Below are 26,404 nucleotides of genomic sequence, written 5' to 3' on the forward strand. Positions count from 1 at the left end.
GTAGGAGCGAGCTTGCTCGCGAGAGGCCGGGCCTGCGGTTCGCCCATCAAGTCAATTCCCCAGCGTCAGACCATTAGCCGGCAACGGCAGCGCAGTCTTGTAGCGCACCTGCTTGAGGGCGAAGCTGGAACGGATATTGGCCACGCCGGGCACCTTGGTCAGGAAGTCCATCATGAAGCGCTCCAGGGCCTGGATGGTCGGCACCAGCACGCGGATCAGGTAGTCCGGATCGCCGGCCATCAGGTAGCACTCCATGACTTCCGGGCGGTCGGCGATCGCCTCTTCGAAGTGCTGCAACGCCTCTTCCACCTGCTTCTCCAGGCTGACGTGAATGAACACGTTGACATGCAGCCCCAGCAGGTCGGCATCCAGCAGGGTCACCTGCTCGCGGATCAGCCCCAACTCCTCCATGGCACGCACGCGGTTGAAGCACGGGGTGGGCGAAAGGTTCACCGAACGGGCGAGGTCGGCGTTGGTGATGCGGGCGTTCTCCTGGAGGCTGTTGAGAATGCCGATGTCGGTACGGTCCAGTTTGCGCATGAGACAAATCAACCTGTTTTTTATGTTTATGCAGTTTTTTTATCTGCAAATCGTCTTTAGCGCAACGAAACAGAGATAAATATTCTCCTTGGCCCGGCCTATGATTGTTGTAGGACAAGATTTCTTTTACCCAAAGAATGACTGTCAGCTAAGCGCGCCCACTACAAGAAATTCACAAGATCGAGCGTAGACAAGCCATGACCCAAGCGTACGAACCGCTGCGCCTGCACGTGCCCGAACCCTCAGGCCGTCCCGGTTGCAAAACCGACTTCTCCTACCTGCGTCTGACCGACGCTGGCACGGTGCGCAAACCCCCAATCGATGTAGAACCCGCTGACACCGCCGACCTGGCCCGTGGCCTGATTCGCGTGCTCGACGACCAGGGCAATGCCTTGGGCGAATGGGCCGAAAGCGTGCCGAGCGAGGTGCTGCGCCAGGGCATGCGCGCCATGCTCAAGACGCGGATCTTCGACAACCGCATGGTGGTCGCCCAGCGCCAGAAGAAGATGTCGTTCTACATGCAGAGCCTCGGCGAGGAAGCCATCGGCAGCGCCCAGGCCCTGGCGTTGAACATCGACGACATGTGCTTCCCCACCTACCGCCAGCAAAGCATCCTGATGGCCCGCGACGTGCCGCTGGTGGACATGATCTGCCAGCTGTTGTCCAACGAGCGCGATCCGCTCAAGGGCCGCCAGCTGCCGATCATGTACTCGGTGAAAGAGGCCGGTTTCTTCACTATCTCCGGCAACCTGGCCACCCAGTTCGTGCAAGGCGTGGGCTGGGGCATGGCCTCGGCGATCAAGGGCGATACCAAGATCGCCTCGGCCTGGATCGGCGACGGCGCCACCGCGGAGTCGGACTTCCACACCGCCCTGACTTTCGCCCACGTGTACCGCGCGCCGGTGATCCTCAACGTGGTCAACAACCAGTGGGCGATCTCCACCTTCCAGGCCATCGCCGGCGGTGAAGCCACCACCTTCGCCGGACGCGGCGTCGGTTGCGGCATCGCCTCGCTGCGGGTGGACGGCAACGATTTCATCGCGGTCTACGCCGCGTCCCGCTGGGCCGCCGAACGCGCCCGGCGCAACCTCGGCCCGACCCTGATCGAATGGGTCACTTACCGCGCCGGCCCGCACTCCACCTCCGACGATCCGTCCAAGTACCGCCCGGCCGACGACTGGAGCCACTTCCCCCTCGGCGACCCGATCGCCCGCCTCAAGCAGCACCTGATCAAGATCGGCCAGTGGTCCGAAGAGGAACACGCCGCGGTCAGCGCCGAACTGGAAGCCGAAGTCATCGCCGCGCAGAAACAGGCCGAGCAGTACGGCACCCTCGCCGGCGGGCAGATCCCCAGCGCCGCGACCATGTTCGAGGACGTCTACAAGGAAATGCCCGAGCACCTCAAGCGCCAACGCCAGCAACTGGGAATCTGACATGAACGACCACAACAACAATATCCAGTTGGACACCGCCATGACCACGACCACCATGACCATGATCCAGGCCCTGCGCTCGGCCATGGATGTGATGCTAGAGCGTGATGACAACGTGGTGGTGTTCGGCCAGGACGTCGGTTATTTCGGCGGCGTGTTCCGTTGCACCGAAGGCCTGCAGGCCAAGTACGGCACCTCGCGGGTGTTCGACGCCCCGATCTCGGAAAGCGGCATCGTCGGCGTCGCCGTCGGCATGGGTGCCTACGGCCTGCGCCCGGTGGCAGAAATCCAGTTCGCCGACTACGTCTACCCGGCCACCGACCAGATCATTTCCGAAGCGGCGCGCCTGCGTTATCGCTCCGCCGGCCAGTTCACCGCGCCGCTGACCATGCGCATGCCTTGCGGCGGCGGCATCTACGGCGGCCAGACCCACAGCCAGAGCATCGAGGCGGTGTTCACCCAGGTCTGCGGCCTGCGCACCGTGATGCCGTCCAACCCCTACGACGCCAAGGGCCTGCTGATCGCCTCCATCGAAAACGATGACCCGGTGATCTTCCTCGAGCCCAAGCGCCTGTACAACGGCCCGTTCGACGGCCACCACGACCGCCCGGTAACCCCCTGGTCGAAACACCCCTCGGCCCAGGTGCCGGACGGTTACTACAAGGTGCCGCTGGACGTCGCCGCCATCACCCGGCCGGGCAAGGACGTCACCGTGCTGACCTACGGCACCACGGTGTATGTCTCGCAAGTGGCCGCCGAGGAAACCGGGATCGACGCCGAGGTCATCGACCTGCGCAGCCTGTGGCCGCTGGACCTGGAGACCATCGTCAAGTCGGTGAAAAAGACCGGCCGCTGCGTGGTGGTCCACGAAGCCACCCGCACCTGCGGCTTCGGCGCCGAGCTGGTGTCGCTGGTGCAAGAACACTGCTTCCACCACCTGGAAGCGCCTATCGAACGCGTGACCGGCTGGGACACCCCCTACCCGCACGCGCAGGAGTGGGCGTATTTCCCTGGCCCGTCCCGAGTGGGCGCGGCTTTGCAACGGGTCATGGAGGTCTGAATGGGCACGCACGTTATCAAGATGCCGGACATCGGCGAAGGCATCGCAGAAGTAGAACTGGCGCAGTGGCACGTCAAGGTCGGCGACCTGGTGGTCGAGGACCAGGTGCTGGCCGACGTCATGACCGACAAGGCCATGGTGGATATCCCCTCCCCGGTGCATGGCAAGGTCCTATCCCTGGGCGGCCAGCCCGGCGAAGTGATGGCGGTGGGCAGCATATTGATCAGCATCGAGGTCGAAGGCGCCGGCAACCTCAAGGCGTCCGATCATCTGGTCAAGGAACCTGCCCCTATTAAAGAAGCAGCACCAGCAGTAGCAGCGCCTAAGGTCGAAGCCGCGCCAGTGCTGGAAAGCAAACCCGCCGCCGCGTGCCGCCCCGCGCCACAGGCGCCGGTAGCCCGCGACGCCGACGAGCGCCCGCTGGCCTCCCCGGCCGTGCGCAAGCATGCGCTGGACCTGGGCATCCAGCTGCGCCTGGTGCAGGGCAGCGGCCCGGCCGGACGCATCCTCCACGAAGACCTGGACGCCTACCTGGCCCAGGGCACCCAGAACGCGCACCGCGGTTCGGCGCCGTCCGGTTATGCCCAGCGTCACGACGAGGAGCAGATCCCGGTGATCGGCATGCGTCGCAAGATCGCCCAGCGCATGCAGGAAGCCACCCAGCGCGCCGCCCACTTCAGTTATGTCGAGGAAATCGACGTCACCGCCGTGGAAGAACTGCGTGCGCACCTCAATGAAAAACACGGCGCCACTCGCGGCAAGCTGACCCTGCTGCCGTTCCTGGTGCGGGCCCTGGTCGTGGCCCTGCGCGACTTCCCGCAGATCAACGCGCGTTACGACGACGAAGCCCAGGTCATCACCCGCCACGGCGCGGTGCATGTCGGGGTGGCCACGCAAAGCGACGTCGGCCTGATGGTGCCGGTGGTGCGCCACGCCGAAGCCCGCAGCCTGTGGGACAGCGCCGCGGAAATCTCGCGCCTGGCTACAGCCGCGCGCAGCGGCAAGGCGGCCCGTGACGAACTGTCCGGCTCGACCATCACCCTGACCAGCCTCGGCGCCCTGGGCGGCATCGTCAGCACGCCGGTGCTGAACCTGCCGGAAGTGGCAATCGTCGGGGTGAACAAGATCGTCGAACGGCCGATGGTGATCAAAGGCCAGATCGTGGTCCGCAAGATGATGAACCTCTCCAGCTCCTTCGATCACCGGGTGGTCGACGGCATGGACGCGGCGCTCTTCATCCAGGCCATTCGCGGCCTGCTCGAACAACCCGCCAGTCTCTTTGTTGAATAGGCATTTCTGGAGTAAGGCATGCAACAAACTCTGAACACTACCTTGCTGATCATCGGCGGTGGCCCCGGCGGTTATGTGGCGGCGATCCGCGCCGGCCAGCTGGGCATCTCGACCATCCTGGTGGAAGGCCAGGCGCTGGGCGGCACCTGCCTGAACATCGGCTGCATCCCGTCCAAGGCGCTGATCCATGTCGCCGAACAGTTCCAGCAGACCCGCCATCACAGCCAGGGCTCGGCCCTGGGCATCAACGTCTCGGCACCGACCCTGGACATCGGCAAGAGCGTGGAATGGAAAGACGGCATCGTCGACCGCCTGACCACCGGCGTCGCCGCCCTGCTGAGAAAGCACAAGGTCCAGGTGATCCATGGCTGGGCCAAAGTCATCGACGGCAAGACCGTGGAAATCGAAGGCGCCGACACCCGCATCCAGTGCGAACACCTGCTGCTGGCCAGCGGCTCGAAAAGCGTCAACCTGCCGATGCTGCCGCTTGGCGGGCCGATCATCTCCTCCACCGAAGCCCTGGCGCCCAAGGCCCTGCCCAAGCGCTTGATCGTGGTCGGTGGCGGTTATATCGGCCTGGAGCTGGGCATCGCCTACCGCAAGCTTGGCGCCGAAGTCAGCGTGGTCGAGGCCCAGGAGCGCATCCTGCCGGCCTATGACGCCGAGCTGACCCAACCGGTGCTCGAATCGGTGAAACAACTGGGGATCAAGCTCTACCTCAAGCACAGCGTCGAAGGTTTCGATGCCGCGACCCACACCTTGCAGGTGCGCGACCCGAACGGCGACAGCCTGAAGCTGGACACCGACCAGGTGCTGGTGGCGGTCGGGCGCAAGCCGAACACCCAGGGCTGGAACCTCGAAGCGCTGAACCTGGACATGAACGGCTCGGCCATCCGCATTGACCAGCGTTGCCAGACCAGCATGCGCAATGTCTGGGCCATCGGCGACCTCGCCGGCGAACCGATGCTCGCGCACCGGGCCATGGCCCAGGGCGAGATGGTCGCCGAGCTGATCGCCGGCCAGCACCGGGAATTCAACCCGACGGCCATTGCCGCGGTGTGCTTCACCGATCCGGAACTGGTGGTGGTCGGCAAGACCCCGGACGAGGCCAAGGCCGCCGGCCTGGATTGCATCGTCTCGAGCTTCCCGTTCGCCGCCAACGGCCGCGCCATGACCCTGGAATCGAAAAACGGTTTCGTGCGGGTGGTGGCACGCCGTGACAATCACCTGATTGTCGGCTGGCAGGCGGTGGGCGTCGGCGTGTCCGAACTGTCCACGGCCTTCGGCCAGTCCCTGGAAATGGGCGCGCGCCTGGAAGATATCGCCGGCACCATCCACGCCCATCCGACCCTGGGCGAGGCGGTGCAGGAAGCGGCATTGCGCGCCCTGGGCCACGCGTTGCATCTATAAACACCGGGTCTGTAGGAGCGAAGCTTGCTCGCGATAGGGCCAGTGAGCACGGCAGGGATATCAAGCCGTCTGTGCCGACGCTATCGCGAGCAAGCTTCGCTCCTACAGAAACAGCTCGCCGCAGCCTTTGGGGTTCGCGCCACAGGACGACAGGAGGGTTCATGAGCAGGCTAAGTTTTTTTGCTTCCCCTCCCATCGCCCGGGATGCGGTGGCCCCCCGGAATGCAGTATTGTTGTGCCCATCCAAAAAACGTCAGAAGCCTTGAGCCGTTGCGACGGTTGTTAAGCGATAGAGGGTGTCATGGGTAACGAAAGCATCAATTGGGACAAGCTGGGTTTTGACTACATCAAGACAGACAAGCGCTATCTGTCGCACTGGCGTAACGGCGAGTGGGACAAAGGCACCCTGACCGAAGATAACGTGCTGCACATCAGCGAAGGCTCCACCGCCCTTCACTATGGCCAGCAGTGCTTCGAAGGCCTGAAGGCCTACCGCTGCAAGGACGGTTCGATCAACCTGTTCCGCCCGGACCAGAACGCCGCCCGCATGCAGCGCAGCTGCGCGCGCCTGCTGATGCCGCAGGTGTCCACCGAGCAATTTGTTGCCGCCTGTCAGGAAGTGGTTCGCGCCAACGAGCGCTTCATCCCGCCTTACGGCACCGGCGGCGCGCTGTACCTGCGCCCGTTCGTGATCGGCGTGGGTGACAACATCGGCGTGCGCACCGCCCCCGAGTTCATCTTCTCGATTTTCGCCATTCCGGTCGGTGCCTACTTCAAGGGCGGCCTGACCCCGCACAACTTCCTGATCTCCAGCTACGACCGCGCGGCGCCACAAGGCACCGGCGCGGCCAAGGTCGGTGGCAACTACGCCGCCAGCCTGATGCCAGGTTCGGAAGCCAAGAAGAAGCACTTCGCCGACTGCATCTACCTGGACCCTTTGACCCACTCGAAGATCGAGGAAGTCGGTTCGGCCAACTTCTTCGGCATCACCCACGACGACAAATTCGTCACGCCGAAGTCGCCGTCGGTACTGCCGGGCATCACCCGCCTGTCGCTGATCGAGCTGGCCAAGACCCGCCTGGGCCTGGAAGTGATCGAAGGCGACGTGCTGATCGACAAGCTGTCGGACTTCAAGGAAGCCGGCGCCTGCGGTACCGCCGCGGTGATCACGCCGATCGGCGGCATCGAGTACAAGGACAAGCTGCACGTGTTCTACAGCGAAAAAGAAGTCGGCCCGATCACCCAGAAGCTCTACAAAGAGCTGACCGGCGTACAGACCGGCGACATCGAAGCGCCAGCGGGCTGGATCGTCAAGGTCTGACCCTAGCCACCAGGTGCTGAAAAGCCCGCCCTTCGCAACCGCGAACGGCGGGCTTTTTCATAGTCGCCGCAGGCCGTCGAAACCTGTGCCCCTAGCCGAGCGCCGCCACTTCCGGCGGTAGCAGAATGGCGCTCGCCTTGTCCTTGCCGTGATATTTGTCGATCAGGGAAAACAGGATGGCCGCCGTGCGGATATCCACGATCCCGCTGACATTTTCCTGGTTGAAGCGCATCTGGAAGGCTTCCACCACCCTTTCCGGTTGTTGGTCCAGATAGCCATAACCATAGGTTTGCAGCGCCTTCGTGACCTGGATCATGCTCGGCGGCGCCACGCTGAAGCGGGCCAGGTAGTCGTCGAGGGTGCGCTCGTCGGGCCAGGCGCCAATGCCGGCTTCGGCAAGCCGTTTCCAGGGAAAGAACGGCCCCGGATCGATCTTGCGCCCGGGGGCGATATCCGAGTGCCCGACGATGTCCGTCGGCTGTATGTCGTACTTACTGACCAGGTCGCGGGCCAGGCTGATCAGCAGTTCTATCTGCTGCTCGTTGTAGGGCTCGCCCAGCAACTGGCCGGTGTCCTGGTCCCAGCCAGCGTTGACGATCTCGATCCCGAGCGAGGTGTCATTCAGGTTGCTGCGGTTCTTCCACTGGCTCACTCCCGCATGCCAGGACCGGTCGTGGTCATCGACCAACTGGTCGGCCACCGGCAGGCCCTTGTGGGTCTTCGGCCGGTCGGGAATCAGGTAGTTGGCGCTAACGTGTTCCGATCGCGTCAGCGTTTCGAAGGACTGTGCCTGATCGAGCGCGGTGTAGTGCAGGACCAGGAAACGGATCCGGTGGTTCTTCGCCACCGCCCTTTCGCCTTTCGAAAGGACGTAGCCATCTTTCTCCGTGAGCGTGGCCTCGGAGGTGTCTTGGTGGCTGCTGGTACAACCGGTCATCGCCAGCAAGAGGCTTAAGACCGTGGTGTATTTCTTCATGACTTGCCCTTGAACGTTGCTTTCCTTTCCCCGCCTGGCTTGCTGCGTTGCAGGCCTGCGGAGCGGCGCATGCTAGGAGCCGGGGGGAAAGACTGTCTTTAGGAAAAGTCCGAAAGTCGCTGAGAAAGTCGACGACAGAAAGCGCAGATGGGCCATGCAGGGCTGCTGCGCCCCAAGGGGTGGGCATGCCGGGGCCGGCATGCCCGATGGTGCGGGAAAGGCCGCGGCTACTGGTGCTGGACCTGGAACATCGAGTTCACCTGGACCTGTGCCAGCATGTGCTCGGCGCCGCCGCCGCGACGCATGCCACGCACCGGGCAGGCGTCGAGGTAGTCGAGGCCGACCGCCAGCTTCAGGTGCCGTTCCGGCCGCGCCAGGCGGTTGGTCACGTCGAAGCTGTACCAGCCGCCGTCGATCCAGGCCTCGGCCCAGGCGTGGCTGGCCAGGTGGCTTTCGTCTTCGGTGCACAGGTAGCCGGAGACATAACGCGCGGGAATCCCCAGGCCGCGGGCGCAAGCCAGGAACGCATGGGTGTGGTCCTGGCAGACCCCGACCCCGCCGGCGAAAGCCTCGGCCGCGGTGGTGTCCACCGTGGTCGCGCCCGGGCTGTAGACCATGTGTGCGGCCAGGGCGTGCATCAGCTCGATCAGCGCCGCGCGGTCGCGCCGGGTGCCGCAGTGCTGCGCGGCGAAGGCGCTGAGGGCGGCGTCGGCCTTGGTCAGCGGGCTGCTGCGCAGGAATGGCAACGGCGACAGGCTGTCGTGCTCCACCTCCCGGGCCTGGTCGATTTCCACCTGGCCATAGGCGCTCAGGACCAGGGCGCCATGGGGTTCATCCATGGTCAGCACGTGCAGGATATTGCCGTAGGGGTCGAGCTGGCTGCGCACCAGGCGCGGCAGTTCCAGATGCCATTCGAGGATGTGCTGGCGCTCGCTGTTCTGCGGGGTCAGGCGCAGGAACTGGATGCTGGTGCAGACTTCATCGGCGTAGCTGTAGGTGGTGTCGTGGCGTATGGAAAGTTTCATACAACCTCCAGATAGGATTCGTGGACGGTCTGCCCCAGGTGACGGATCTGCGCGATGAAATCGCTCAGCCACAGGTGCAGGCCCGACGCGAGGATCTCGTCGATCCCGGTGTAGCGCAGGCGCGCGTTCAGCTCGGCGGCCAGGCGCTGGGCCGGACGGCCGTTGTTGCCCGGCAGGCTGGCGAGGATCTGGTCCAGCTCCTCGACGCAGGCATGCAGCGAGCGCGGTACGTCGGCACGCAACAGCAGCATCTCGGACACCTGCTCGGCTCCCGGTGCATTGCGGTAGATCTCGTTGAACGCCTCGAACGAGGACAGGGCACGGAGCAAGGCGCTCCACTGGTAGTAGCCACGGGCCGAGTTGTCGCTGACCTCCTCCGACTCCTCGCCGAACATTTCGTAGCGCGCGTCCAGCAGGCGCAGGGTGTTGTCGGCCCGCTCGATAAAGGTGCCCAGGCGAATGAAGCAATAGGCATCGTTGCGCATGATGGTGCCCGAGGTCGCGCCACGGAACAGGTGCGAACGCTCCTTGACCCATTCGCAGAAATGGCTGATGCCGTAGCGTCCCAGGCCACTCTTGGCGATGTTGCGCATCTCCAGCCAGGTGGCGTTGATGTTTTCCCACATGTCGGCGGTGATCCGCCCGCGCACCGCATGGGCGTTGGTCCGTGCCGCCCGCAGGCAGCAATAGATGCTGCCGGGGTTGGTTTCGTCGAGGGCGAAGAAGTGCAGCATGCGTTCGGTGTTCAGCTCGCCGTAACGCTGGTTGTAATCGTCCAGGGTGCCGGCGGCCAGCAGCGACATCGCCAGCTCGGCATGGCCATCGCTACGCCCCGCCTGGGGCATCAGCGACAGCGAGTAACTGACTTCGAGCATGCGCGCCAGGTTCTCGGCGCGCTCCAGGTAACGGGACATCCAGTAGAGGTCTGCAGCGGTTCTTGAAAGCATCGGTCAATCCTCCACGACCCAGGTGTCTTTGGTGCCGCCGCCTTGCGACGAGTTCACCACCAGCGAGCCTTCGCGCAAGGCCACGCGGGTCAGGCCGCCCGGCACCAACCGGGTTTCGCTGCCCGACAGCACAAACGGGCGCAGGTCGATATGCCGCGGCGCGATGCCGTTCTCGACAAAGGTCGGGCAGGTCGACAGGCACAGGGTGGGTTGGGCGATATAGGCTTCCGGACGGGCCTTGAGCCGGGCGCGGAAGTCTTCGATCTCCGCCGCCGTGGCCGCCGGCCCCACCAGCATGCCGTAGCCGCCGGAACCCTGGGTTTCCTTGACTACCAGGTCCGGCAGGTTGGCCAGTACGTGGGACAGCTCCGCGGGCTTGCGGCATTGCCAGGTCGGCACGTTCTTCAGGATCGGTTCCTCGCTCAGGTAGAAACGGATCATCTCGTCGACATAGGGGTAGATCGATTTGTCGTCCGCCACCCCGGTGCCCACCGCGTTGGCCAGCACCACGTTGCCGGAACGGTAGGCGGCGATCAGCCCGGGCACACCAAGCATGGAGTCGGGGTTGAACGACAAGGGGTCGAGGAAGGCGTCGTCGAGGCGACGGTAGATCACATCCACCGCCTGGGCGCCGGAAGTGGTGCGCATGAATACGCGGTCATCGCGCACGAACAGGTCGGCGCCTTCCACCAGTTCCACGCCCATCTCCCGGGCCAGGAACGCATGCTCGAAATAGGCGCTGTTGAAACGCCCCGGGGTCAGCACCACCACCGTCGGGTTGTCCAGCGGGCTGGAGCTTTTCAGGGTATCGAGCAGCAGGTTCGGGTAGTGGTCGATGGGCGCCACCCGTTGCGCGGCGAAGAGCTCGGGGAACAGGCGCATCATCATCTTGCGGTCTTCGAGCATGTAGCTGACGCCGCTGGGGGTGCGCAGGTTGTCTTCCAGCACGTAGTAGCTGCCGTCGCCGTCACGCACCAGGTCGACGCCGGAGATGTGCGAATAGATATTGCGATGCAGGTCCAGGCCGCGCATCGCCACCTGGTAACCCTCGTTGGCCAGCACCTGCTCGGCCGGGATGATGCCCTCCTTGAGAATTCGTTGCCCGTGGTAGATATCGGCCAGGAACATGTTCAATGCCTGGACCCGCTGGATGCAGCCGCGCTCGACGTTCCGCCATTCGCTGGCCTTGATGCTGCGCGGGATGATGTCGAAGGGAATCAGCCGTTCAGTGCCTTGCTCGTCACCGTACAACGTGAAGGTGATGCCAGCGCGGTGGAACAGCAGGTCGGCTTCGCGCCGACGCTGGTCCAGCAGCTCCACGGGGGTGTCCGCCAGCCAGCGGGCGAACTCCTGGTAATGTGGGCGGCAGCCACCACTCGCATCATACATTTCGTTAAAAAAAGCACGGGACATACCCCAACTCCTCGCCGTGGTTTAAACGGCTTTTTTATTTAAACTCTCTGTTTCAATAAATCGGGCCTTACGCTGAGCGATAGAAACTGTTCTGTTGTGCACCTCATTGTGCGGCTTGAATATTCCGCTCGATGCCGACGGAAATACCCCCACTTATTGACGCCAGTCGTTTGGCGAAACTTCCCGTATGGATTTTCGGCAATGGATCGCCCGCGATGACGTCCATTGGTTGTGGAACTCGTCACCTCCTTTTTCGTTTTAATGTGAACTTTCAAACTGAAAGTTTTCCGAAACTTCAACAGCACACTTCGTTGGATTTCAAAGGCTGTCTATCTGCTTTAGCAATCGCTGTGCCCAAATCCCGTCTCCCCGCGAATAAAGTCCCCAAGGGTGGAAAAACGACAGTTTGGCGACACTTTTCACTCAACCAGGGGGCTCCACTCCCTGTTGATGCTGAAACGTTTTATCCGGAAGGCCGCCGGAACGGCCTTGCACAACACTGGCGCGAACGAAAAAAGTGCAGAAACTGTCGAGGAAGGTTTTTTTGCCCTGACACGGGGATTTTTGGCAAAGCAGCTGTTATCGCTTTGCACAAAGCAAGAGTTGACGCGGCCTGCCGAGAGAAAGAACAGCGCACCATTAGCGGTCCGGAAAACGCACCAACGGCGAACGAAACACCCAATAGCGCCAACTATTGGCGCAATTTCGGCTTTTCGCCAGCGCTACTTTGTAAAAGTGTCGGACAGGATTGAATCGGGTAGTTCCGACTGTGCACGGTTCGCGCCCAAAGGAATAACGTTCGCCGACGTTATCCGCCGAACTCTTCATTCCACTTTTTATTGATTCAGTGCAATCAGCCAGGATTTATCGCCGCCCTACCCCCACCACCGAACCTGTAGGAGCGCAGCTTGCTCGCGATGCAGGCACCAGGGTGAATCAGGCACGCCGCCATCGCGAGCAAGCTCGCTCCTACAGTGATTCGCGGATAAATAGCTACTCGCACACACCGCAAAACGTGTAGGAGCCAGCTTGCTGGCGATCCAGGCATCGCGGTGGGTCAGGTACTACAAGGTTTCCAGGTGTTCGAGGATGATCCGCACCGCCTCGGCTGGCGACAGCAGGGAGCTGTCCAGCCTCAAGCACTCGCTGCTCCAGGCCTGGTAATCATGATCGAGCACCGACTGCCAGCTCGGCGGACGCAGGCCGGGCACATCCGCCTCACGGCTTTCCACCCGGCGCCGGTGCTCGGCGAGGTCCGTGCAGACCACCTCGACATTCAGTAAAGGGCTCTGCTCGGCCTCGGCAATGTCCTGCCAGGCCTGGCGGCTCTCGGCGAGCGGATTGACGCAGTCGGCCACCACCCGGTTGCCCAGGGCCAGGTTGCTGCGGGCCAGGGCATTGGCGACCTCGTACCCGGCCTTGCCGACCTCCGCCAAGCCGCCGTTGCGCAGCGCCTGCTCGATAGTGTCGATGCGCAGATAGGCGGCCCGCAGATGGCTGGCCAGTGCCCGGGCGATGGTGGTCTTGCCGCTGCCGGGCAGGCCACTGAAGACGATGAGCATAGGGAGAACTCCAAGCAAAGCACTGCATGCGCAGGCTGACGGCAGCGCCAGCCATGGGGTTGTGGACCGGCCTATGAAGCCTGGGTAACGGACGGCCGATCCGGTTTGGCAGCGCTCCCGACCCGCAGGGTTGGGCTGTCCGGTTCTTCGAGCTGGACCGCGAACCGAGTGGCAAGCTCCTTGCGCCCCAGGGCGGTCAATCCCAGCGCCCGGCTGTCCAGGTCCTGGGTCAGCCATTTGCGCCGGATCGCCTCCTGCAACAACGCGGCTCCCAGCGCACCACCCAGATGCGGGCGGCGCATGCTCCAGTCCAGGCACGGGCAGGCAAAGCGTCGACGCAAGGTCGCCAGGGCCTGCACATCGATACCCAATCCGGCGAAAAACCCTTCGCCGGCCGGGCTCAGGCTGTACTCCTGGGCGCCCTCCTGCGGCTCCTGCAACCAGCCGGCGTCGAGCATGCGGTCATGCAACTGCACCGCCAGGGTGCCGGCCATATGGTCGTAGCAGGTACGGGCGAACTGCAGGCGGTCCGGGGTGCGCGGGCTGAAAGCTGGCATGGCGTTGCGGCCGATCACCATCAGGGCCTCCAGGGCCTGGGCCACGCGCTGGTCGGCCAGGCTGTAGTAGCGATGGCGGCCCTGCACATGCAGGCGCACCAGGGCCAGGTCCTTGAGCTTGCCCAGGTGCGCGCTGGCGGTGGAGGCGCTGACATCGGCGATCGCCGCCAGCTCGGTGCTGGTGCGCGCGTGGCCGTCCATCAACGCGCAGAGCATCTTCGTCCGCGCCGGCTCGGCAATGGCCGCGGCGACCTGGGATACGGCGTTGTCGTGCTGCTGTGCATTCATATTTCGCTCCCGAACGAATCGTGCCCTTCGCAGGTTGCCGATAGTAGCAACACTTCTCCCCCGCGAATAAGGCCGCCCGTCATGGACCCGATCACCGCCGTCACCCACGCCGATCCCTACCCTTACTACGCCAGCCTGCGGGCCCGGAGCGGGCTGGCCTTCGACCCCGGACTGGGGATGTGGCTGGCCAGCAGCGCCGCAGCGGTGGCCGCGGTGCTGGCCCATCCCGAGTGCCGGGTACGTCCCGCCCGCGAGCCAGTGCCCCGGGCCATAGCCGACGGCGCCGCCGGCACAGTGTTCGGCCAACTGATGCGGATGAACGACGGCGAACGCCAGCGTTGCCCGCGGGCCGCGGTCGAGCCGGGCCTGCAACAGGTATATGCCGAGGAAATCCAGCAGCGGGTCGCCGCCCTGCTGCTGGGCCTGCCAAGGGATACCACTGCCAGGCTGCACGATTGCCAGTTCCGCCTGCCGGTGGCGGTGGTCGCCGGGCTGCTAGGCTTTGCCGCGCACCAGTTGCCCGAGATTGCCGGGCTGACCCGGGACTTTGTCGCCTGCCTGTCGCCGGCCAGCAATCAGGCACAACGGGAGGCCGCCCACCGGGCAGCCGAAGCGTTGAGCCGACACTTCGAGGTATTGCTCGATCAGGCCCCCGTCAGCCCGCTGTTGCAGCGGATCGTCAACGGCTTCGGCAGGCAGGAGCATGACAGCCTGATCGCCAACCTGATCGGCCTGTTGTCCCAGACCTTCGAGGCCAGCGCCGGGCTGATCGGCAACAGCCTCTGCGCCCTGCTGAACGATCGCCAGTTACTCGCGGACCTGCAGGCGACGCCCAACCGGATCGCCGACCTGCTGGCCGAAGTGCAGCGTCACGACCCGCCGGTGCAGAACACCCGGCGCTTCGTCGCCGCCCCTTGCAGCATCGCCGGGGTGACGCTGGAGCCGGGCGCTGTGGTGCTGGTGCTGCTGGCCTCGGCCAACCGCGACCCGCAACTGAACCCGGAGCCGGACCGCCTGCTGCTCGAACGCGAGGCCCGGCGCAGTTTCAGCTTTGGCAGCGGCCGCCACCAATGCCCCGGCCAGGCCCTGGCCCTGAGCATCGCCAGCGCGGTGGTCGGCGCGCTGCTGCGGCAATCGCCCCTCGACCAGCCCATCGCCTGGACCTACAAGCCCTCGCTCAACGGGCGCATCCCCCTGTTCACCCCCCTGCCGGAGTCGCACTGATGATCGCCGTGATATTCGAAGCCCTGCCCCGCCCGGAACATCGCCAGCGTTACCTGGACCTCGCCGCCGCGCTGAAACCGCTGCTGCTGGAGATCGACGGCTTCATTTCCATCGAACGTTTCCAGAGCCTGAGCGAGCCGGACAAGCTGCTGTCCCTGTCGTTCTGGCGCGACGAGCAGGCGGTCGAGGCCTGGCGCACCCTGGAACGCCATCGCACGGCCCAGGCCCTGGGGCGGACCCAGGTGTTCGCCGACTACCGGCTGCGGGTCGCCGCAGTGGCGCGCGACTACGGGCTGACCCAGCGCGACCAGGCGCCGGCGGACAGCCGCCGGGCCCATGCCGGGTAAAACTGCTGGGCGCCTATTCGACCAATGAATGGTGGTCAGAGGGTCATCGTGCTTCTGCTAGGGTCAGGCTTGGACTTGGGAGGACACCATCATGAGCCAGATCACCCAACACGCCCTGAAGCTCAACGGCATCGAATTGCACCTGCATGCCGATGGCCCGCTGGATGGACCGCCGGTGTGGCTGCTGCACGGTTTTCCCGAGTGCTGGTATTCGTGGCGCCGGCAGGTCGCGCCGCTGACGGCCGCCGGCTACCGGGTGCTGATCCCGCAGATGCGCGGCTACGGCGACAGCAGCGCCCCAGAGGAGGTAGCCGCCTATGACGTGCTGACCCTGTGCGCGGATATCCAGCAGGCGATGGATGCCCTGGGCCAGGAGCAGGCCTGCATCGTCGGTCACGACTGGGGTGCCGTGATCGCCTGGCACCTGGCGCTGCTGGAACCGCAGCGGGTCAAGGCCCTGGTGACCCTGTCGGTGCCTTTCGCCGGCCGCCCCAAGCGTCCGGCCGTGGAGATCATGGCCGAGCTGTTCGCCGAGCGTTTCAACTACATCCTGTACTTCCAGGAGCCCGGCGTCGCCGAGCGGGAACTGGACGCCGACATCGACCGCAGCCTGCTGCATTTCATGCACGACTGCGAACACCTGCTGGATGAAAAGAGTCCGTCGGCCCTGCTGTTCGACGGCATGCCGCCGCACCAGGCACCGCCCGCCTGGTGCACGCCGGAGGACTTTGCGGTGTACCGACGCACCTTTGCGGGGCGAGGTTTTCGCGGCGCCTTGAACTGGTACCGCAACTTCGAGCGCAACTGGCAGCGGACCGAACACCTGGGCGAACGCCAGGTGAGCCAACCGACCCTGTTCATGATCGGCGACCGCGACCCGGTGGGTCAGTTGGAAGCTCGCACTATGGAGCGCATGCCCGGCAAGGTGCCACGCCTGGAACAGCATCGGCTGGCGGATTGCGGGCACTGGATCCAGAGCGAACGGGCGGAAGAGGTCAATCTGCGGTTGCTGGATTTTCTTGGGAGAAATTACCCCTGCCCGCCTGCGGTGCAGACAGGGGCCTAGCGTTACAGGCTGCGATATTCGAGGGTGAGGTGCGACAGTTCGTGGACCGGCGCCAGGCGCTGGCGAATGGTCTCGGCACTGACGCCGGCAGCCGCTACCACACTGACGATCGCCGCCCGCGCCTGCGGGCCCACCTGCCACACATGCAGGTCGGTAATGCGCGCATCGCCGGCGGCTTCCACCGACTGGCGAATCTCGCCGGCCAGGTGTTCGTCCGTGGTGTCGAGCAGCACCGCCGCGCTGGACTTCATCAAGCCATAGGCCCAGCGGCCGATGACCAGCGCGCCGACCACACCCATCACCGGGTCGAGCCAGACCCAGCCCAGATAACGCCCCGCCAGCAAGGCGGCGATAGCCAGGACCGAGGTCAGGGCATCGGCCAGCACATGGACGTAGGCCGAGCGCAGGTTGTTGTCGTGGTGATGGCCGTGCCCGTGTGAATGCGGGTGCGGATGCTCATGAGCAGGCTGATGAGCGTGATCATGGCCGTGATGGGCATGGCCGCCGGAAAGCAGCAAGGCGCTGACAATATTCACCAGCAGCCCGACCACGGCGATCACGGTCGCCTCAGTGAACGCCACCTGGGTCGGCTGCAACAGCCGCAGCAACGACTCGCCGGCGATGCCGATGGCCACCAGGCCGAGGATCAGCGCCGAGGCGAACCCCGCCAGGTCGCCGACCTTGCCGGTGCCGAAACTGAAGCGCGCATTGTCGGCATTGCGCCGGGCGAAACCGTAGGCCGCCGCCGCGATGCCCAGGGCCCCGGCATGGGTCGCCATATGGAAGCCGTCGGCCAGCAAGGCCATGGAACCGGTGAGATAACCGGCGGCGATTTCGCCGATCATCATGATGAAGGTCAGCGCCACCACCCACAGCGTGCGTCGGGCGTTTTCATCGTGGGCGGCACCGAGGAAGTGGTGGTCGTGGGTCAAGCCTGCAGAGGGCAAGGTGGGGCGCATGGGGTGGTCTCCGGTCAGGAATAACGGCGAATGGCTTCGAGCAATTCGTTCACGCCCTTGGCCCGCTCTTCATCACTGAGCTCAGGGTGAGCCACATGCTCCAGGGCGTGGGCCTCGATGATTTCCCCCATCAGGCCGTTGATCGCACCGCGGGTGGCCGCCACCAGATGCAGGGTCTTGGCGCACTCCGCGCCGGACTCCAGGGCCCGCTCCACGGCCTGCACCTGGCCAAGAATGCGCCGGACCCGTTTGAGCAGATCGTCTTTCTGTGCGTGCGTATGCGACATACCTATACCCCCTATACCTATATGGCGCCCATCCTGGCCGATGACTGGAACAGACGCAAGAGGCCAAAGCCCGCTGCGTTTCAACCAGCCACAACCTGGCCCCGCCTGGCGAAAGCACGGAAGCACGATTTCAAGGGAGATCTAGGGAGCAAGGGCGTGGCGATTCTGTTCGAGCCCACACCCAGCCCGGGTAACGCGGCCCGATCAGGCAGAGCCCTGATCTGGCCAATAAGCGAAATCAGTCGTCGCGAGTCAGGACTTCCAGCAACTCGATCTCGAACACCAGATCGGAATTCGGCGGGATCTTGCCCATCGAGCGCTCGCCGTAGCCCAGGTGCGCCGGCACCAAGAGCTTGCGCTTGCCGCCGACCTGCATGCCCATCAGGCCCTGGTCCCAGCCCTTGATCACCCGCCCGGTGCCGATCACGCACTGGAACGGCTTGCCACGCTCCCAGGACGAATCGAAGGGCGTGCCGTCTTCCAGGAAACCGCGGTACTGGGTGGTGATCAAGGCGCCCTTGACCACCGCCTTGCCCTCGCCCACTTCGATATCGATCACCTGTAACAGGTCGCTCATCTATTCACTCTCTGTTGGAGGCAGCCAGCAGCGGCCACCGAGGGTGCGGAAAATAACAAATTTTCCGCCTCGCGACTTGTCAGGCATGCTCCTGGAAGGGGCTGAGGCAGGGCACATTATCGATGCCTCCTGGCCCAGCCAGCATTTTTCAGATTGTCCCTACAGACCCTCCATAGCCGAATCCAATAGCGTCCCTAAGCCAACTGCAAATGCTCTTCGCTCCCCTCTGACGGGGGCTTTCTTTATGGACAATGTGGACGCGAACAGGGATGAGTGGCTACGTACCGAACGCCCCGAAGGGCTATCGCAACAAGGGTGTAGAGCCCGTCGATCTTGGCGCCCAGCGCTGGGCGGAATACAAGGACCTGCCGCCAAAGGCAGAAGACAAGCCCGCCACCATGGGTTGTGTCTTTGCCAAAAGCTGCAACCTGCCTGACGGTGTGATCGATCACAAGAATCCGGCCGGATTTGTGCCTGTTGAGAAGCTGGCTGATTACGGGCTATGGGCTGTATTAGCTACCGGGACGGCAATCACAGCGCAAGGTTCCTCTCTCCAATTGGTGGGCGGCTCTGCCACTGGCAGCGCCATTGCCAAACGTCTTGGCGGATCATTGGCTCTCACATTGCTGGAAGGGTCAGGTGTTGTTGCTACTGGCGCTGTAGTGGGCACTGTTGCGTTGCTGATTCCAAACACCAGCATTTCGCCTGACAGTGCCTTCTATAAGAATGAGCAGTACGCAATGCTCAAGACAGGCCGCACACGTGTTCGTGTCAATGTGAAGACCTTGCCGGATGGCTCCGTTAACGCCTATGGCTTCTACACGGGCGGCAAGACGGATTGGGAAAATGTCCCAGTCATTGAGGGCAGGAAGGACGGTGAGAAGTTTATCGCCGACATTGGCAACGGGATCGGCCTCACTTGGACACCAGCGGCAAGCGGTGACGGTGTACTGGGTATTCCTGCACTGGAAGGCGCGTCACAGTTGCCACCTGTTTGGGTGTATCCACCTACAGCACAATCTGACACGGTGTTGGCGAACCCCGCACATCCACCTGAATTCCGAGATGCAATTATCTGGTTCCCTGACTCGGGGATTGAGCCAATCTACATTGTGCTCAGTACACAGTTGGAGAAGAACAAGACGGCTGGCGCTGCTTTTGAAGATAAGGCTTACCCTCCATTTGCCGAAGAAATGAACGAGTCAACTCAACAGGTAACGCTGAAAACAAAGAGCGGCACCAGAACTCGTCTCGATATGATTGGCAGGGACGCGAACGGAGACATTGCGTGCGTCGAATGCAAAGCCTCCGACACAGCACCACTTACACGCAATCAAAAGCTGGCGTTCCCGGAAATCGAAGAGAGCGGCGGAGTCATTGTTGGTAAAGGTAAACCTGGCTTCCCCGGAGGAACGGTTATACCGCCAACCCGAGTACAAATCTTGCGACCGAAAATAGACTAACGCAATCAAGGAACAGCTATGTCAGTTACAGATACCGAAGTCATCGACATGTGGGGAATCCCAAAATGGGATCACAACAAAATAGTTCTCGGGATCACAGACCATCTTGGGTGGGCTGACAAAACCGAACAGGGCGAGCACCTTCTTGCGCTTCAAGAAAAGCTGAATGCGTACATCGCTTTCATCGAAAGCGGCGACATCTACACCGAGATTCCCGGCGCCCTTGGTAAGTCCCCCATCATCCGCATCATCGGGAAGTATGAGCTTTCAGAGCAAGGTGAACTCCTTGTTGATCGCGCTACCGAGGTGTTAAAGGAAGTAGGCATTGGCCTAGAGTTCGTGCTTAAACAAGACGATGTGACAGACAACGAGTGACCGGCGATGCGCTCCAGCTTAGGGGAGAGGGCAAGGCGCCAAAGCTCTGGCTACAGGGATCAAGAACTGACAGAAAAAGAAAAGCCTATTCAATGTGGGCTCTCATAGGGGGAGTTGAGTAATGGAATTGAAGAGCCATTTGGCTTACTACACCGAACAGGAATTCAAGGCCCTGATCCAAGCGATTGAAAATGCACGAACTGAGGAAGAGCGAGCCGAGCTTGTCGATCACTTCAACAAGATCGTTCCCCATCCAGCAGGGAACGATTTAATGTTCTATCCAGAGGCTGGGGAAGACGATTCAGCCGATGGCGTAACGCGGACTGTCAGCAGCTATTGCCGTGACAAGGGCCTACCGGGTTTCAAGATCTGATCAAAGGTGCTGAACGCAAACACCAAGGAGGAACTCAGGCACATCTGGAATGTGCAGCACCGGACATGATCCCCACGCTCAACCTCCCCCCTCAAGATCGCTTGAACAAACTCCAGACAAACGCCATCAACCCACCCACAGTCGCCCCTCCCGCCAGCCAGCCCACCACCGACAACCCCTGCCAGGCCGGGCCGGCCGCGGCGAGCTGTGGGCCGAAGGCGATCAGCAGTGCGCTGATCAGCAGGGCCAGGGACACGCGGGTCGAGGCCAGGCGCAGGGATTTTTCCAGGCGCTCGACGCCCGGCATGTCGAGGCGCAGGTCGACCACGCCGTGTTTCAGGCGGTTGATCAGCAGGCGGGTCAACTGTGGCAGTTCGACGGCGACGCCGCGGCCCAGCTCCAGGCCGTCGAGGCCCAGGCGGCGAGCGAGCTTCCAGCTGAACTGCTGCTTGAGCATCTGGCTGATGGCCGGGCGCGCGGTGGCCACCAGGTCCAACTGAGGATCGAGACGGGTGAGCACGCCATCGGCGGTGATCAGCGCCTTGAACAGCACCAGCAGGTCGGCCGGCAGCAACAGTTGGTATGCGCGCATCAGGCCGAGGAAGTCCTCGATCATCGCACTCATGTTCAGCGCCTTGCCGCCGTGCCGGCCCATGAACTCCCGCGCAGCCTGTTCGATGGCGGACAGGTCGCGCACCTGCTCGCCGCTCCAGTCGATCAGCACCGCCACCAGCGCTTCGGTACTGCCCTCGGTCATGGCCCGCATAAAGCCCATGACCTCCAGGCGCCGGCGCTCGTCGAGGCGCCCGACCATGCCAAAGTCGATAAACCCGACGCGGTTGTCGTCCATGGCCCGCAGGTTGCCGGGGTGCGGATCGCCATGGAACAGGCCGTCCTCCAGCAGCATCTTGATAAAGGCCTGGGCCCCGCGCTGCGCCAGCAGGCTCGGGTCCAGCCCCTGCTCGATCAGGGCCTGGCGCTCCAGTGGTGTATGGCTGGGCAGGAATTCCTGGACCAGCAGGCGCTCGCTGCTGTGCAGCCAATGGATACGCGGAATGGCGATCTGCGGATGCTCGGCGAAATTCGCCGCCACGGTGTCGCAATGCTGGCCTTCCTGGGTGAAGTCCAGTTCTTCAAGCATCGCCCGGGCCAGTTGCCGGACCATCTGCCGCGGCTGGTAATGAGCCAGGGCGGCGTTCTCTTCCACCAGCATCGCCACGCCTTCCAGCAGTTGCAGGTCGGCGCTCATCTTGCGCCGCAGGCCGGGGCGCTGCACCTTGACCACCACCGCCTCGCCGCTGAGCAGGCGCGCGCGATAAACCTGGGCGATGGAGGCCGCCGCCAGGGGCTCGGTGTCGAATTCGGCGAACACCTGGTCCAGCTCAAAACCCAGGTCCTCGCGTACCTGGTCCTCCAGCTCGCTCCAGGGCAAGGTCGCGGCGCTGCTGTGCAACGACTCCAGTTCGCTGATCCAGTGCGGCGGCAGGATGTCGCTGCGGCTGGCGAGGATCTGCCCGAGCTTGATAAAGGTCGGCCCGAGTTTTTCCAGGGCCAGGCGCACCCGTTGCGGCGTCGAGTCCTGCGGCTGCGTTTCAGTACCGGCTTGCGACTCGCCCAGCAGGCGCCCCAGGCCCAGGCGCAGCAGCACATCCTGGGCACCGAAGGCCGCGAGCACGGCGACTATCTGATGCACCCGCTTATGGTGTTTGAGTGCCGTCCAGGTGGGTTCGAGCATGGTCGGGATGATCCTTCACAAGGTGACGCCCGCGGCGTGGCCGGCGGACTCAAGGTTGGGTGGCGCGCCTGCCGGGGACTCCGGCACCGACAACGCACCCTGCAAGGTCCGACCACAACGAGCGGCAATCATTCAGAACGCGGCAGCGCCGCTTGCAGGTCCTGCCTGGTTCGAGGTGCAGCCGAAGACCGCATGCCGGCGGTTGCCCATGGCGGCGCCCGCGATAAATTCGGTTACCATGGCGCCCCCCTGAAATCCGCACGCCGATAAGGACATCCGTATGGCTGTTTCAACTATTGTGGTTCTGCTCGCGCTCGCCCTGCTGGTGATCTACGTCATCACCGTCTACAACGGCCTGGTGGCCCGCCGGAACCGCTTCAAGAATGCCTTCGCGCAGATCGAAGTCCAGCTCAAGCGCCGTTACGACCTGATCCCCAACCTGGTGGAAACCGCCAAGGCTTACCTCAAGCACGAGCGCGACACCCTCGAAGCCGTGACCGCGGCGCGCAACGCCGCGCTGGCGGGTCTCAAGGCTGTCGCGGCCGAGCCCGGCAACCCGCAGCACATGGCCCAGCTGGGCCAGGCCGAAGGCGCGCTGTCCAGCGCCATGGGCCGGCTGAACCTGAGCATGGAGGCCTACCCGGACCTCAAGGCGTCGCAGAACATGCAACAGCTGAGCGAAGAACTGACCAGCACCGAAAACAAAGTGTCCTTTGCCCGCCAGGCCTTCAACGACACGGTGATGGATTACAACAGCTACAAGCAGAGTTTCCCGCCGGTGATCCTGGCCGGCCTGTTCGGCCATGGCGCCGATGCCAGCCTGCTGCAATTCGCCGACAGCGCCCTGATCCAGGAAGCCCCCAAGGTCGCCTTCTAACCCCCTGTCACCCTGGATGGTCCGATGAATTTTTTTGAACACCAGGCCCGGGCCAAACGGCGTACCGGCACCCTGGTGCTGCTGATGATCCTGGCCGTGCTGTGCCTGGTGACGGTCACCAGCCTGGCGCTGAACCTGCTCTGGCTGCAATTTCTCAAGGAGATGAAGCAGTCGCCGAGCTTCGACTGGCAGCTGACCGCGATGATCGCCGCGGTGGTGTTCCTGGTGGTGATCGGCAGCAGCATGGGCAAGCATTCCGAACTGAAAGCCGGCGGCAAGGTGGTCGCCAAGCGCCTGGGTGGCCGGCTGATCAACCTGCACCCGGACGGCCTGGAAGAACAACGGCTGCTCAATGTGGTCGAGGAAATGGCCCTGGCCTCGGGCACGCCGGTACCGCAGGTGTACGTGCTGCCCGATGCCGGGATCAATGCATTCGCCGCCGGCTTTACCCCACAGGAAGCGGTGATCGGGGTCACCCGCGGCGCCATCATGGTGTTCAACCGTGAGGAACTGCAGGCGGTGATCGCCCATGAGTTCAGCCATATCTACAACGGCGACATGCGCCTCAACACCCGGCTGGTGGCGATTGTCCACGGCATCCTGGTTATCGGCTTGACCGGCGAGGCAATGGCCAACGGGGTCAACCAGGCCGGCCGGCTGGCACAGAATCGGGTCGGCGGGCTGGCGATGTGGAGTGGCCTGGCGCTGATCCTGCTGGGCTCGGTCGGGACCTTTTTCGGCAATATGATCAAGGGCGCCATCAGCCGCGAGCGCGAGTTCCTCGCCGATGCCTCGGCGGTGCAGTTCACCCGCAACCCGGCCGGCCTGGTCGGCGCGCTGAAAAAAATCGGCGGTTATGCCGCCAGCTCGAAACTCGACAGCGCTTTCAGCTCCGAATACAGCCACTTGTATTTCAGTGAAGGGGCCACCCTCTCCGTCTACGGCCAGTCCGCGACCCATCCGCCCCTCTCGGCGCGGATCCGCCGCCTGGAACCCGGCTGGGACGGCCGCTTGCCCACCGTCGAAGCCGTCGAACTGCCGGCCGAGCCCGCCCGCGCCGGCCTGGACAGTTCCGGGGAGTTCAGCCGCCAGTCGCAAGCGACCAGCGCCCTGGTCTTCGACCTGAATGCGATCAAGCAGTCGATTGCCAGCATCGGCAGCCCGAACGCGCAACATCTGCTGGCGGCACAAGCGGCGCTGGTCAGCCTCGACCCGGCGCTCCAGCGCAGCGCCCACAGCACCACCGGCGCCCAGGCGCTGGTCTATGGCCTGCTGCTGTCCGCCAACGATTCGATACGCCGCCGGCAACTCGCGCAGCTGGAGGCCAACAGCCCCACCGAGGTCTTCGGTTGCCTGCAAGCCCTGCAAAAACAGCTGGCGGCCCTCGACCCGAACCTGCGCCTGCCGCTGCTCGACCTGTCGATACCGGCCCTGCAGCAGCTGGACAAGAAAGCCTGCAAGCCGTTCATGGACAACCTGCGACAACTGATCGACGCCGACGACCAGGTCGAGCTGCTGGAGTGGACGCTGCTGCGCATCGTGCAGCGCAATGTCGAAGGCCTGCCGGCGCCCGAATACAAATGGGGGCTGTTCCAGCGCAGCGAAGAACTGGCGGTCCTGCTCGGCGCCCTGGCCAGTGCCGGGCAAAAGACCGCGCAGCAGGCCCAACTGGCATTGGCCCATGCCTGGACCGGCCTGCCCTTCGCCCAGCCGCAACCGGCGCAGGTCGACCTCGAACACCTGGATGCCGCCCTGGTGCGCCTGCGCCAGCTGATGCCCGAGGAACGGCCGACGCTGCTGCAGGCCATGGCCCGTTGCGTCTGCTACGACGGCCAGGTCACCGTGGCCGAAGCCGAGCTGATGCGCGCCGTGGCCGATGTGCTGGATTGCCCGATGCCACCGCTGCTGTCCTCGGCAGTCGCCGAGCCAGCGTCTTCCCCGGCATCTGCCAGCGCCCCCCAGACCGCCACGCTCTGAGTACCGGTCAAGCATGCCTGCCCAGCGCCAGCCTGGGCAGGCACCGCCATCCTTACCAGAGCGCGATCTCGTAGGTGAAATAGAGGCGGTTGCTGTCGCGTCCCCGGGCGAATTCGGAACGGTACACGTAGTTGCGCAGCTTCACCCCCAGCCCCTTGAATCGGCCTTGCTGCACCACATAGGCCAGTTCGGCATCGCGCTCCCATTCCTTGATCGCGGTGTTCGAGCGGCCGTCGCTACCGCTCAGGTAGCGGGTGGAAAACGCCAGCCCCGGCACCCCGAGCGCGGCGAAGTTGTAGCCGTAGTTGAGCATCCAGGTTTTCTCGTCCTCCTCGATGAACTTGCCAATGCCCACGTTGCTGAACGAGTACACCGTGGCGCCGCTGATGTAAGGCAACCCGGCATCCCCGTTGAGCACCTGGTAGCCGCCGCCCAGGGTATGGCCGGCAATGGCATAGGACAGCAGGCCGCTGAGCATATCGTTGTCGATGTTGCCGCCGTAGGCCGAACCGCTGTCGCTGCTGTGGAAGTAACGCAAGTCACTGGTCAGTACGCCGGCGCCCAGCTTCAGGTCGTGCTGGATACCGGCGAAGTGCTGCCGGTAGAAGTTCTCGAGCTCGCCGTAGAAGTAGCTCAAACGCAGGTTCTTGCCGAGCTTGTAGTCGCCCCCGGCATAGGTGAAGTCCCCGGACTTGTCGCCGGCATAACCGTCCGCGACGATCGGCACGCTGTCGCTGGAATCGCGCAGCTTGAAGCGATCCAGCCGGCCAGCGGTGAGCGTCAGGTTGTCGATGTCGCTGCTGGTGAGCTGCGTGCCCTGGTAGGTCTGCGGCAGCAGGCGCGCGTCGTTGTAGATCAGCACCGGGTTCCTGGGTAGCAAGGTGCCGTACTTGAGCGTGGTCCCGGCCAGCCTGGCCTTGGCCGTGACACCGGCACTGGCGAACTCGTCGGCGGCGCGACCGTCGTCATGCACCGGCAACAAGCCGGTACCGCTGCGGCCCCGTCCCGAGTCGAGCTTGACCCCGACCAGGGCCAGCCCGTCGACGCCCAGGCCGAGGGTGCCGGGGGTGAAACCCGACTGGAAATCCAGCAGCAGGCCCTGGGCCCACTCCGTGCGCTCGCTCTTGGCCGTGCGTGCCGCACGGGCACTCAGGCCATGCTCGTCACGGAAGTTCTCATTGAAATAGACATTGCGCAGTTGCAGCTTGAGCGTGCTGTCGTCGCCGAAACCTGCCGCGCCAACGGTTGTCAGCGGCAACAGCGCGGCCAGGGGCAGCAACGCCCCACGGGTGATCGAAAGGGTCATATCGGACTACTCATTG

26 protein-coding genes are annotated in these 26,404 nt (G+C 63.8%); 14 read left to right on the forward strand and 12 right to left on the reverse strand.

Going from position 1 to position 26,404, the window contains the following annotated elements:
* Positions 1-51: 51 nt before the first annotated feature.
* Positions 52-540 carry a Bkd operon transcriptional regulator BkdR gene (gene bkdR / locus PVZ78_RS18350; RefSeq protein ID WP_009048410.1) on the reverse strand — a complete coding sequence of 163 codons (489 nt, stop codon included), beginning with the start codon at positions 538-540 and terminating at the stop codon, positions 52-54.
* 197 nt (positions 541-737) lie between these two features.
* Here bkdR and PVZ78_RS18355 point away from each other — a divergent pair, with 197 nt between their 5' ends.
* From PVZ78_RS18355 to PVZ78_RS18375, 5 genes are all read left to right on the forward strand, one after another.
* The gene (locus PVZ78_RS18355) at positions 738-1,973 is read left to right on the forward strand and encodes a 3-methyl-2-oxobutanoate dehydrogenase (2-methylpropanoyl-transferring) subunit alpha (RefSeq protein ID WP_016702794.1); all 1,236 of its coding nucleotides are present in this window, start codon (positions 738-740) and stop codon (positions 1,971-1,973) included.
* A gap of 1 nt (position 1,974) precedes the next feature.
* The gene (locus PVZ78_RS18360) at positions 1,975-3,033 is read left to right on the forward strand and encodes an alpha-ketoacid dehydrogenase subunit beta (protein WP_028682773.1); all 1,059 of its coding nucleotides are present in this window, start codon (positions 1,975-1,977) and stop codon (positions 3,031-3,033) included.
* A complete protein-coding gene (locus PVZ78_RS18365; protein WP_273829032.1) occupies positions 3,034-4,323 on the forward strand; it encodes a dihydrolipoamide acetyltransferase family protein in 1,290 nt (429 codons plus the stop codon). It abuts the gene before it with no gap.
* A gap of 18 nt (positions 4,324-4,341) precedes the next feature.
* Positions 4,342-5,733, forward strand: a complete 1,392-nt coding sequence (gene lpdA / locus PVZ78_RS18370; RefSeq protein WP_273829033.1) for a dihydrolipoyl dehydrogenase — start codon at positions 4,342-4,344, stop codon at positions 5,731-5,733.
* A gap of 301 nt (positions 5,734-6,034) precedes the next feature.
* Positions 6,035-7,054: a branched-chain amino acid aminotransferase gene (locus PVZ78_RS18375; protein WP_009048405.1), complete on the forward strand. Its 1,020-nt coding sequence runs from the start codon at positions 6,035-6,037 to the stop codon at positions 7,052-7,054.
* 91 nt (positions 7,055-7,145) lie between these two features.
* On the opposite strand, the gene PVZ78_RS18380 is transcribed toward PVZ78_RS18375, so the two are convergent.
* The 4 genes from PVZ78_RS18380 to PVZ78_RS18395 form a co-directional block, all read right to left on the reverse strand.
* Positions 7,146-8,030: an N-acetylmuramoyl-L-alanine amidase gene (locus PVZ78_RS18380; protein WP_273829034.1), complete on the reverse strand. Its 885-nt coding sequence runs from the start codon at positions 8,028-8,030 to the stop codon at positions 7,146-7,148.
* Positions 8,031-8,257: 227 nt separating this feature from the next.
* Entirely contained in the window at positions 8,258-9,055 is a 798-nt protein-coding gene (locus tag PVZ78_RS18385) for a transglutaminase family protein (RefSeq protein ID WP_016702799.1), read from the reverse strand.
* Entirely contained in the window at positions 9,052-10,002 is a 951-nt protein-coding gene (locus PVZ78_RS18390; RefSeq protein WP_007925069.1) for an alpha-E domain-containing protein, read from the reverse strand. The genes PVZ78_RS18385 and PVZ78_RS18390 overlap by 4 nt, the downstream gene beginning before the upstream one ends.
* A 3-nt stretch (positions 10,003-10,005) precedes the next feature.
* On the reverse strand, positions 10,006-11,415 hold the full coding sequence (locus PVZ78_RS18395; RefSeq protein WP_009048402.1) for a circularly permuted type 2 ATP-grasp protein: 1,410 nt from the start codon (positions 11,413-11,415) through the stop codon (positions 10,006-10,008).
* Between the two features lie 215 nt (positions 11,416-11,630).
* On the opposite strand from PVZ78_RS18395, the gene PVZ78_RS18400 reads away from it, so the two are divergent.
* Entirely contained in the window at positions 11,631-12,167 is a 537-nt protein-coding gene (locus PVZ78_RS18400) for a hypothetical protein (RefSeq protein WP_273829035.1), read from the forward strand.
* Between the two features lie 312 nt (positions 12,168-12,479).
* Here PVZ78_RS18400 and PVZ78_RS18405 read toward each other — a convergent pair whose 3' ends face one another.
* Positions 12,480-12,977 carry an AAA family ATPase gene (locus PVZ78_RS18405; RefSeq protein ID WP_273829036.1) on the reverse strand — a complete coding sequence of 166 codons (498 nt, stop codon included), beginning with the start codon at positions 12,975-12,977 and terminating at the stop codon, positions 12,480-12,482.
* A 71-nt stretch (positions 12,978-13,048) separates the two neighbouring features.
* Positions 13,049-13,822 (reverse strand): ArsR/SmtB family transcription factor, encoded by a 774-nt coding sequence (locus PVZ78_RS18410; protein WP_009048399.1) that lies wholly within the window; start codon positions 13,820-13,822, stop codon positions 13,049-13,051.
* 81 nt (positions 13,823-13,903) lie between these two features.
* Here PVZ78_RS18410 and PVZ78_RS18415 point away from each other — a divergent pair, with 81 nt between their 5' ends.
* The 3 genes from PVZ78_RS18415 (at position 13,904) to PVZ78_RS18425 (ending at position 16,459) form a co-directional block, all read left to right on the forward strand.
* The gene (locus tag PVZ78_RS18415) at positions 13,904-15,046 is read left to right on the forward strand and encodes a cytochrome P450 (protein WP_273829037.1); all 1,143 of its coding nucleotides are present in this window, start codon (positions 13,904-13,906) and stop codon (positions 15,044-15,046) included.
* Positions 15,046-15,393, forward strand: coding sequence for an antibiotic biosynthesis monooxygenase family protein (locus PVZ78_RS18420; RefSeq protein ID WP_009048397.1), 348 nt, complete (start codon positions 15,046-15,048; stop codon positions 15,391-15,393). The genes PVZ78_RS18415 and PVZ78_RS18420 overlap by 1 nt, the downstream gene beginning before the upstream one ends.
* A 91-nt stretch (positions 15,394-15,484) precedes the next feature.
* Positions 15,485-16,459 carry an alpha/beta fold hydrolase gene (locus tag PVZ78_RS18425; protein WP_273829038.1) on the forward strand — a complete coding sequence of 325 codons (975 nt, stop codon included), beginning with the start codon at positions 15,485-15,487 and terminating at the stop codon, positions 16,457-16,459.
* Positions 16,460-16,461: 2 nt separating this feature from the next.
* On the opposite strand, the gene dmeF is transcribed toward PVZ78_RS18425, so the two are convergent.
* The 3 genes from dmeF to PVZ78_RS18440 all read right to left on the reverse strand — a co-directional run bounded on the left by dmeF (position 16,462) and on the right by PVZ78_RS18440 (position 18,282).
* On the reverse strand, positions 16,462-17,418 hold the full coding sequence (gene dmeF, locus PVZ78_RS18430; protein WP_273829039.1) for a CDF family Co(II)/Ni(II) efflux transporter DmeF: 957 nt from the start codon (positions 17,416-17,418) through the stop codon (positions 16,462-16,464).
* 14 nt (positions 17,419-17,432) lie between these two features.
* Positions 17,433-17,705, reverse strand: a complete 273-nt coding sequence (locus PVZ78_RS18435) for a metal/formaldehyde-sensitive transcriptional repressor (RefSeq protein WP_009048394.1) — start codon at positions 17,703-17,705, stop codon at positions 17,433-17,435.
* A gap of 238 nt (positions 17,706-17,943) precedes the next feature.
* Positions 17,944-18,282: an FKBP-type peptidyl-prolyl cis-trans isomerase gene (locus tag PVZ78_RS18440; RefSeq protein ID WP_016702805.1), complete on the reverse strand. Its 339-nt coding sequence runs from the start codon at positions 18,280-18,282 to the stop codon at positions 17,944-17,946.
* A 269-nt stretch (positions 18,283-18,551) separates the two neighbouring features.
* Here PVZ78_RS18440 and PVZ78_RS18445 point away from each other — a divergent pair, with 269 nt between their 5' ends.
* From PVZ78_RS18445 to PVZ78_RS18455, 3 genes are all read left to right on the forward strand, one after another.
* Positions 18,552-19,745 (forward strand): S-type pyocin domain-containing protein, encoded by a 1,194-nt coding sequence (locus tag PVZ78_RS18445; protein WP_041986772.1) that lies wholly within the window; start codon positions 18,552-18,554, stop codon positions 19,743-19,745.
* An 18-nt stretch (positions 19,746-19,763) separates the two neighbouring features.
* The gene (locus PVZ78_RS18450; protein ID WP_009048391.1) at positions 19,764-20,120 is read left to right on the forward strand and encodes a DUF6572 domain-containing protein; all 357 of its coding nucleotides are present in this window, start codon (positions 19,764-19,766) and stop codon (positions 20,118-20,120) included.
* A gap of 121 nt (positions 20,121-20,241) precedes the next feature.
* Complete coding sequence (locus tag PVZ78_RS18455) at positions 20,242-20,493, forward strand: bacteriocin immunity protein (RefSeq protein WP_016702807.1); 252 nt, start codon at positions 20,242-20,244, stop codon at positions 20,491-20,493.
* Positions 20,494-20,584: 91 nt separating this feature from the next.
* On the opposite strand, the gene PVZ78_RS18460 is transcribed toward PVZ78_RS18455, so the two are convergent.
* Positions 20,585-22,228 carry an ABC1 kinase family protein gene (locus PVZ78_RS18460; protein WP_273829040.1) on the reverse strand — a complete coding sequence of 548 codons (1,644 nt, stop codon included), beginning with the start codon at positions 22,226-22,228 and terminating at the stop codon, positions 20,585-20,587.
* Positions 22,229-22,508: 280 nt separating this feature from the next.
* On the opposite strand from PVZ78_RS18460, the gene PVZ78_RS18465 reads away from it, so the two are divergent.
* Positions 22,509-23,105, forward strand: a complete 597-nt coding sequence (locus PVZ78_RS18465) for a LemA family protein (RefSeq protein ID WP_101282196.1) — start codon at positions 22,509-22,511, stop codon at positions 23,103-23,105.
* A gap of 24 nt (positions 23,106-23,129) precedes the next feature.
* Positions 23,130-25,082, forward strand: a complete 1,953-nt coding sequence (locus PVZ78_RS18470; RefSeq protein ID WP_273829041.1) for a M48 family metallopeptidase — start codon at positions 23,130-23,132, stop codon at positions 25,080-25,082.
* Positions 25,083-25,134: 52 nt separating this feature from the next.
* Here the strand turns inward: PVZ78_RS18470 and PVZ78_RS18475 are convergent, their stop codons facing one another.
* Positions 25,135-26,388 (reverse strand): OprD family porin, encoded by a 1,254-nt coding sequence (locus tag PVZ78_RS18475; protein WP_273829042.1) that lies wholly within the window; start codon positions 26,386-26,388, stop codon positions 25,135-25,137.
* Positions 26,389-26,404 lie beyond the last annotated feature (16 nt).

The sequence above is a fragment of the Pseudomonas sp. SBT1-2 genome (assembly GCF_028640875.1).
Lineage (GTDB): Bacteria > Pseudomonadota > Gammaproteobacteria > Pseudomonadales > Pseudomonadaceae > Aquipseudomonas > Aquipseudomonas chlororaphis_I.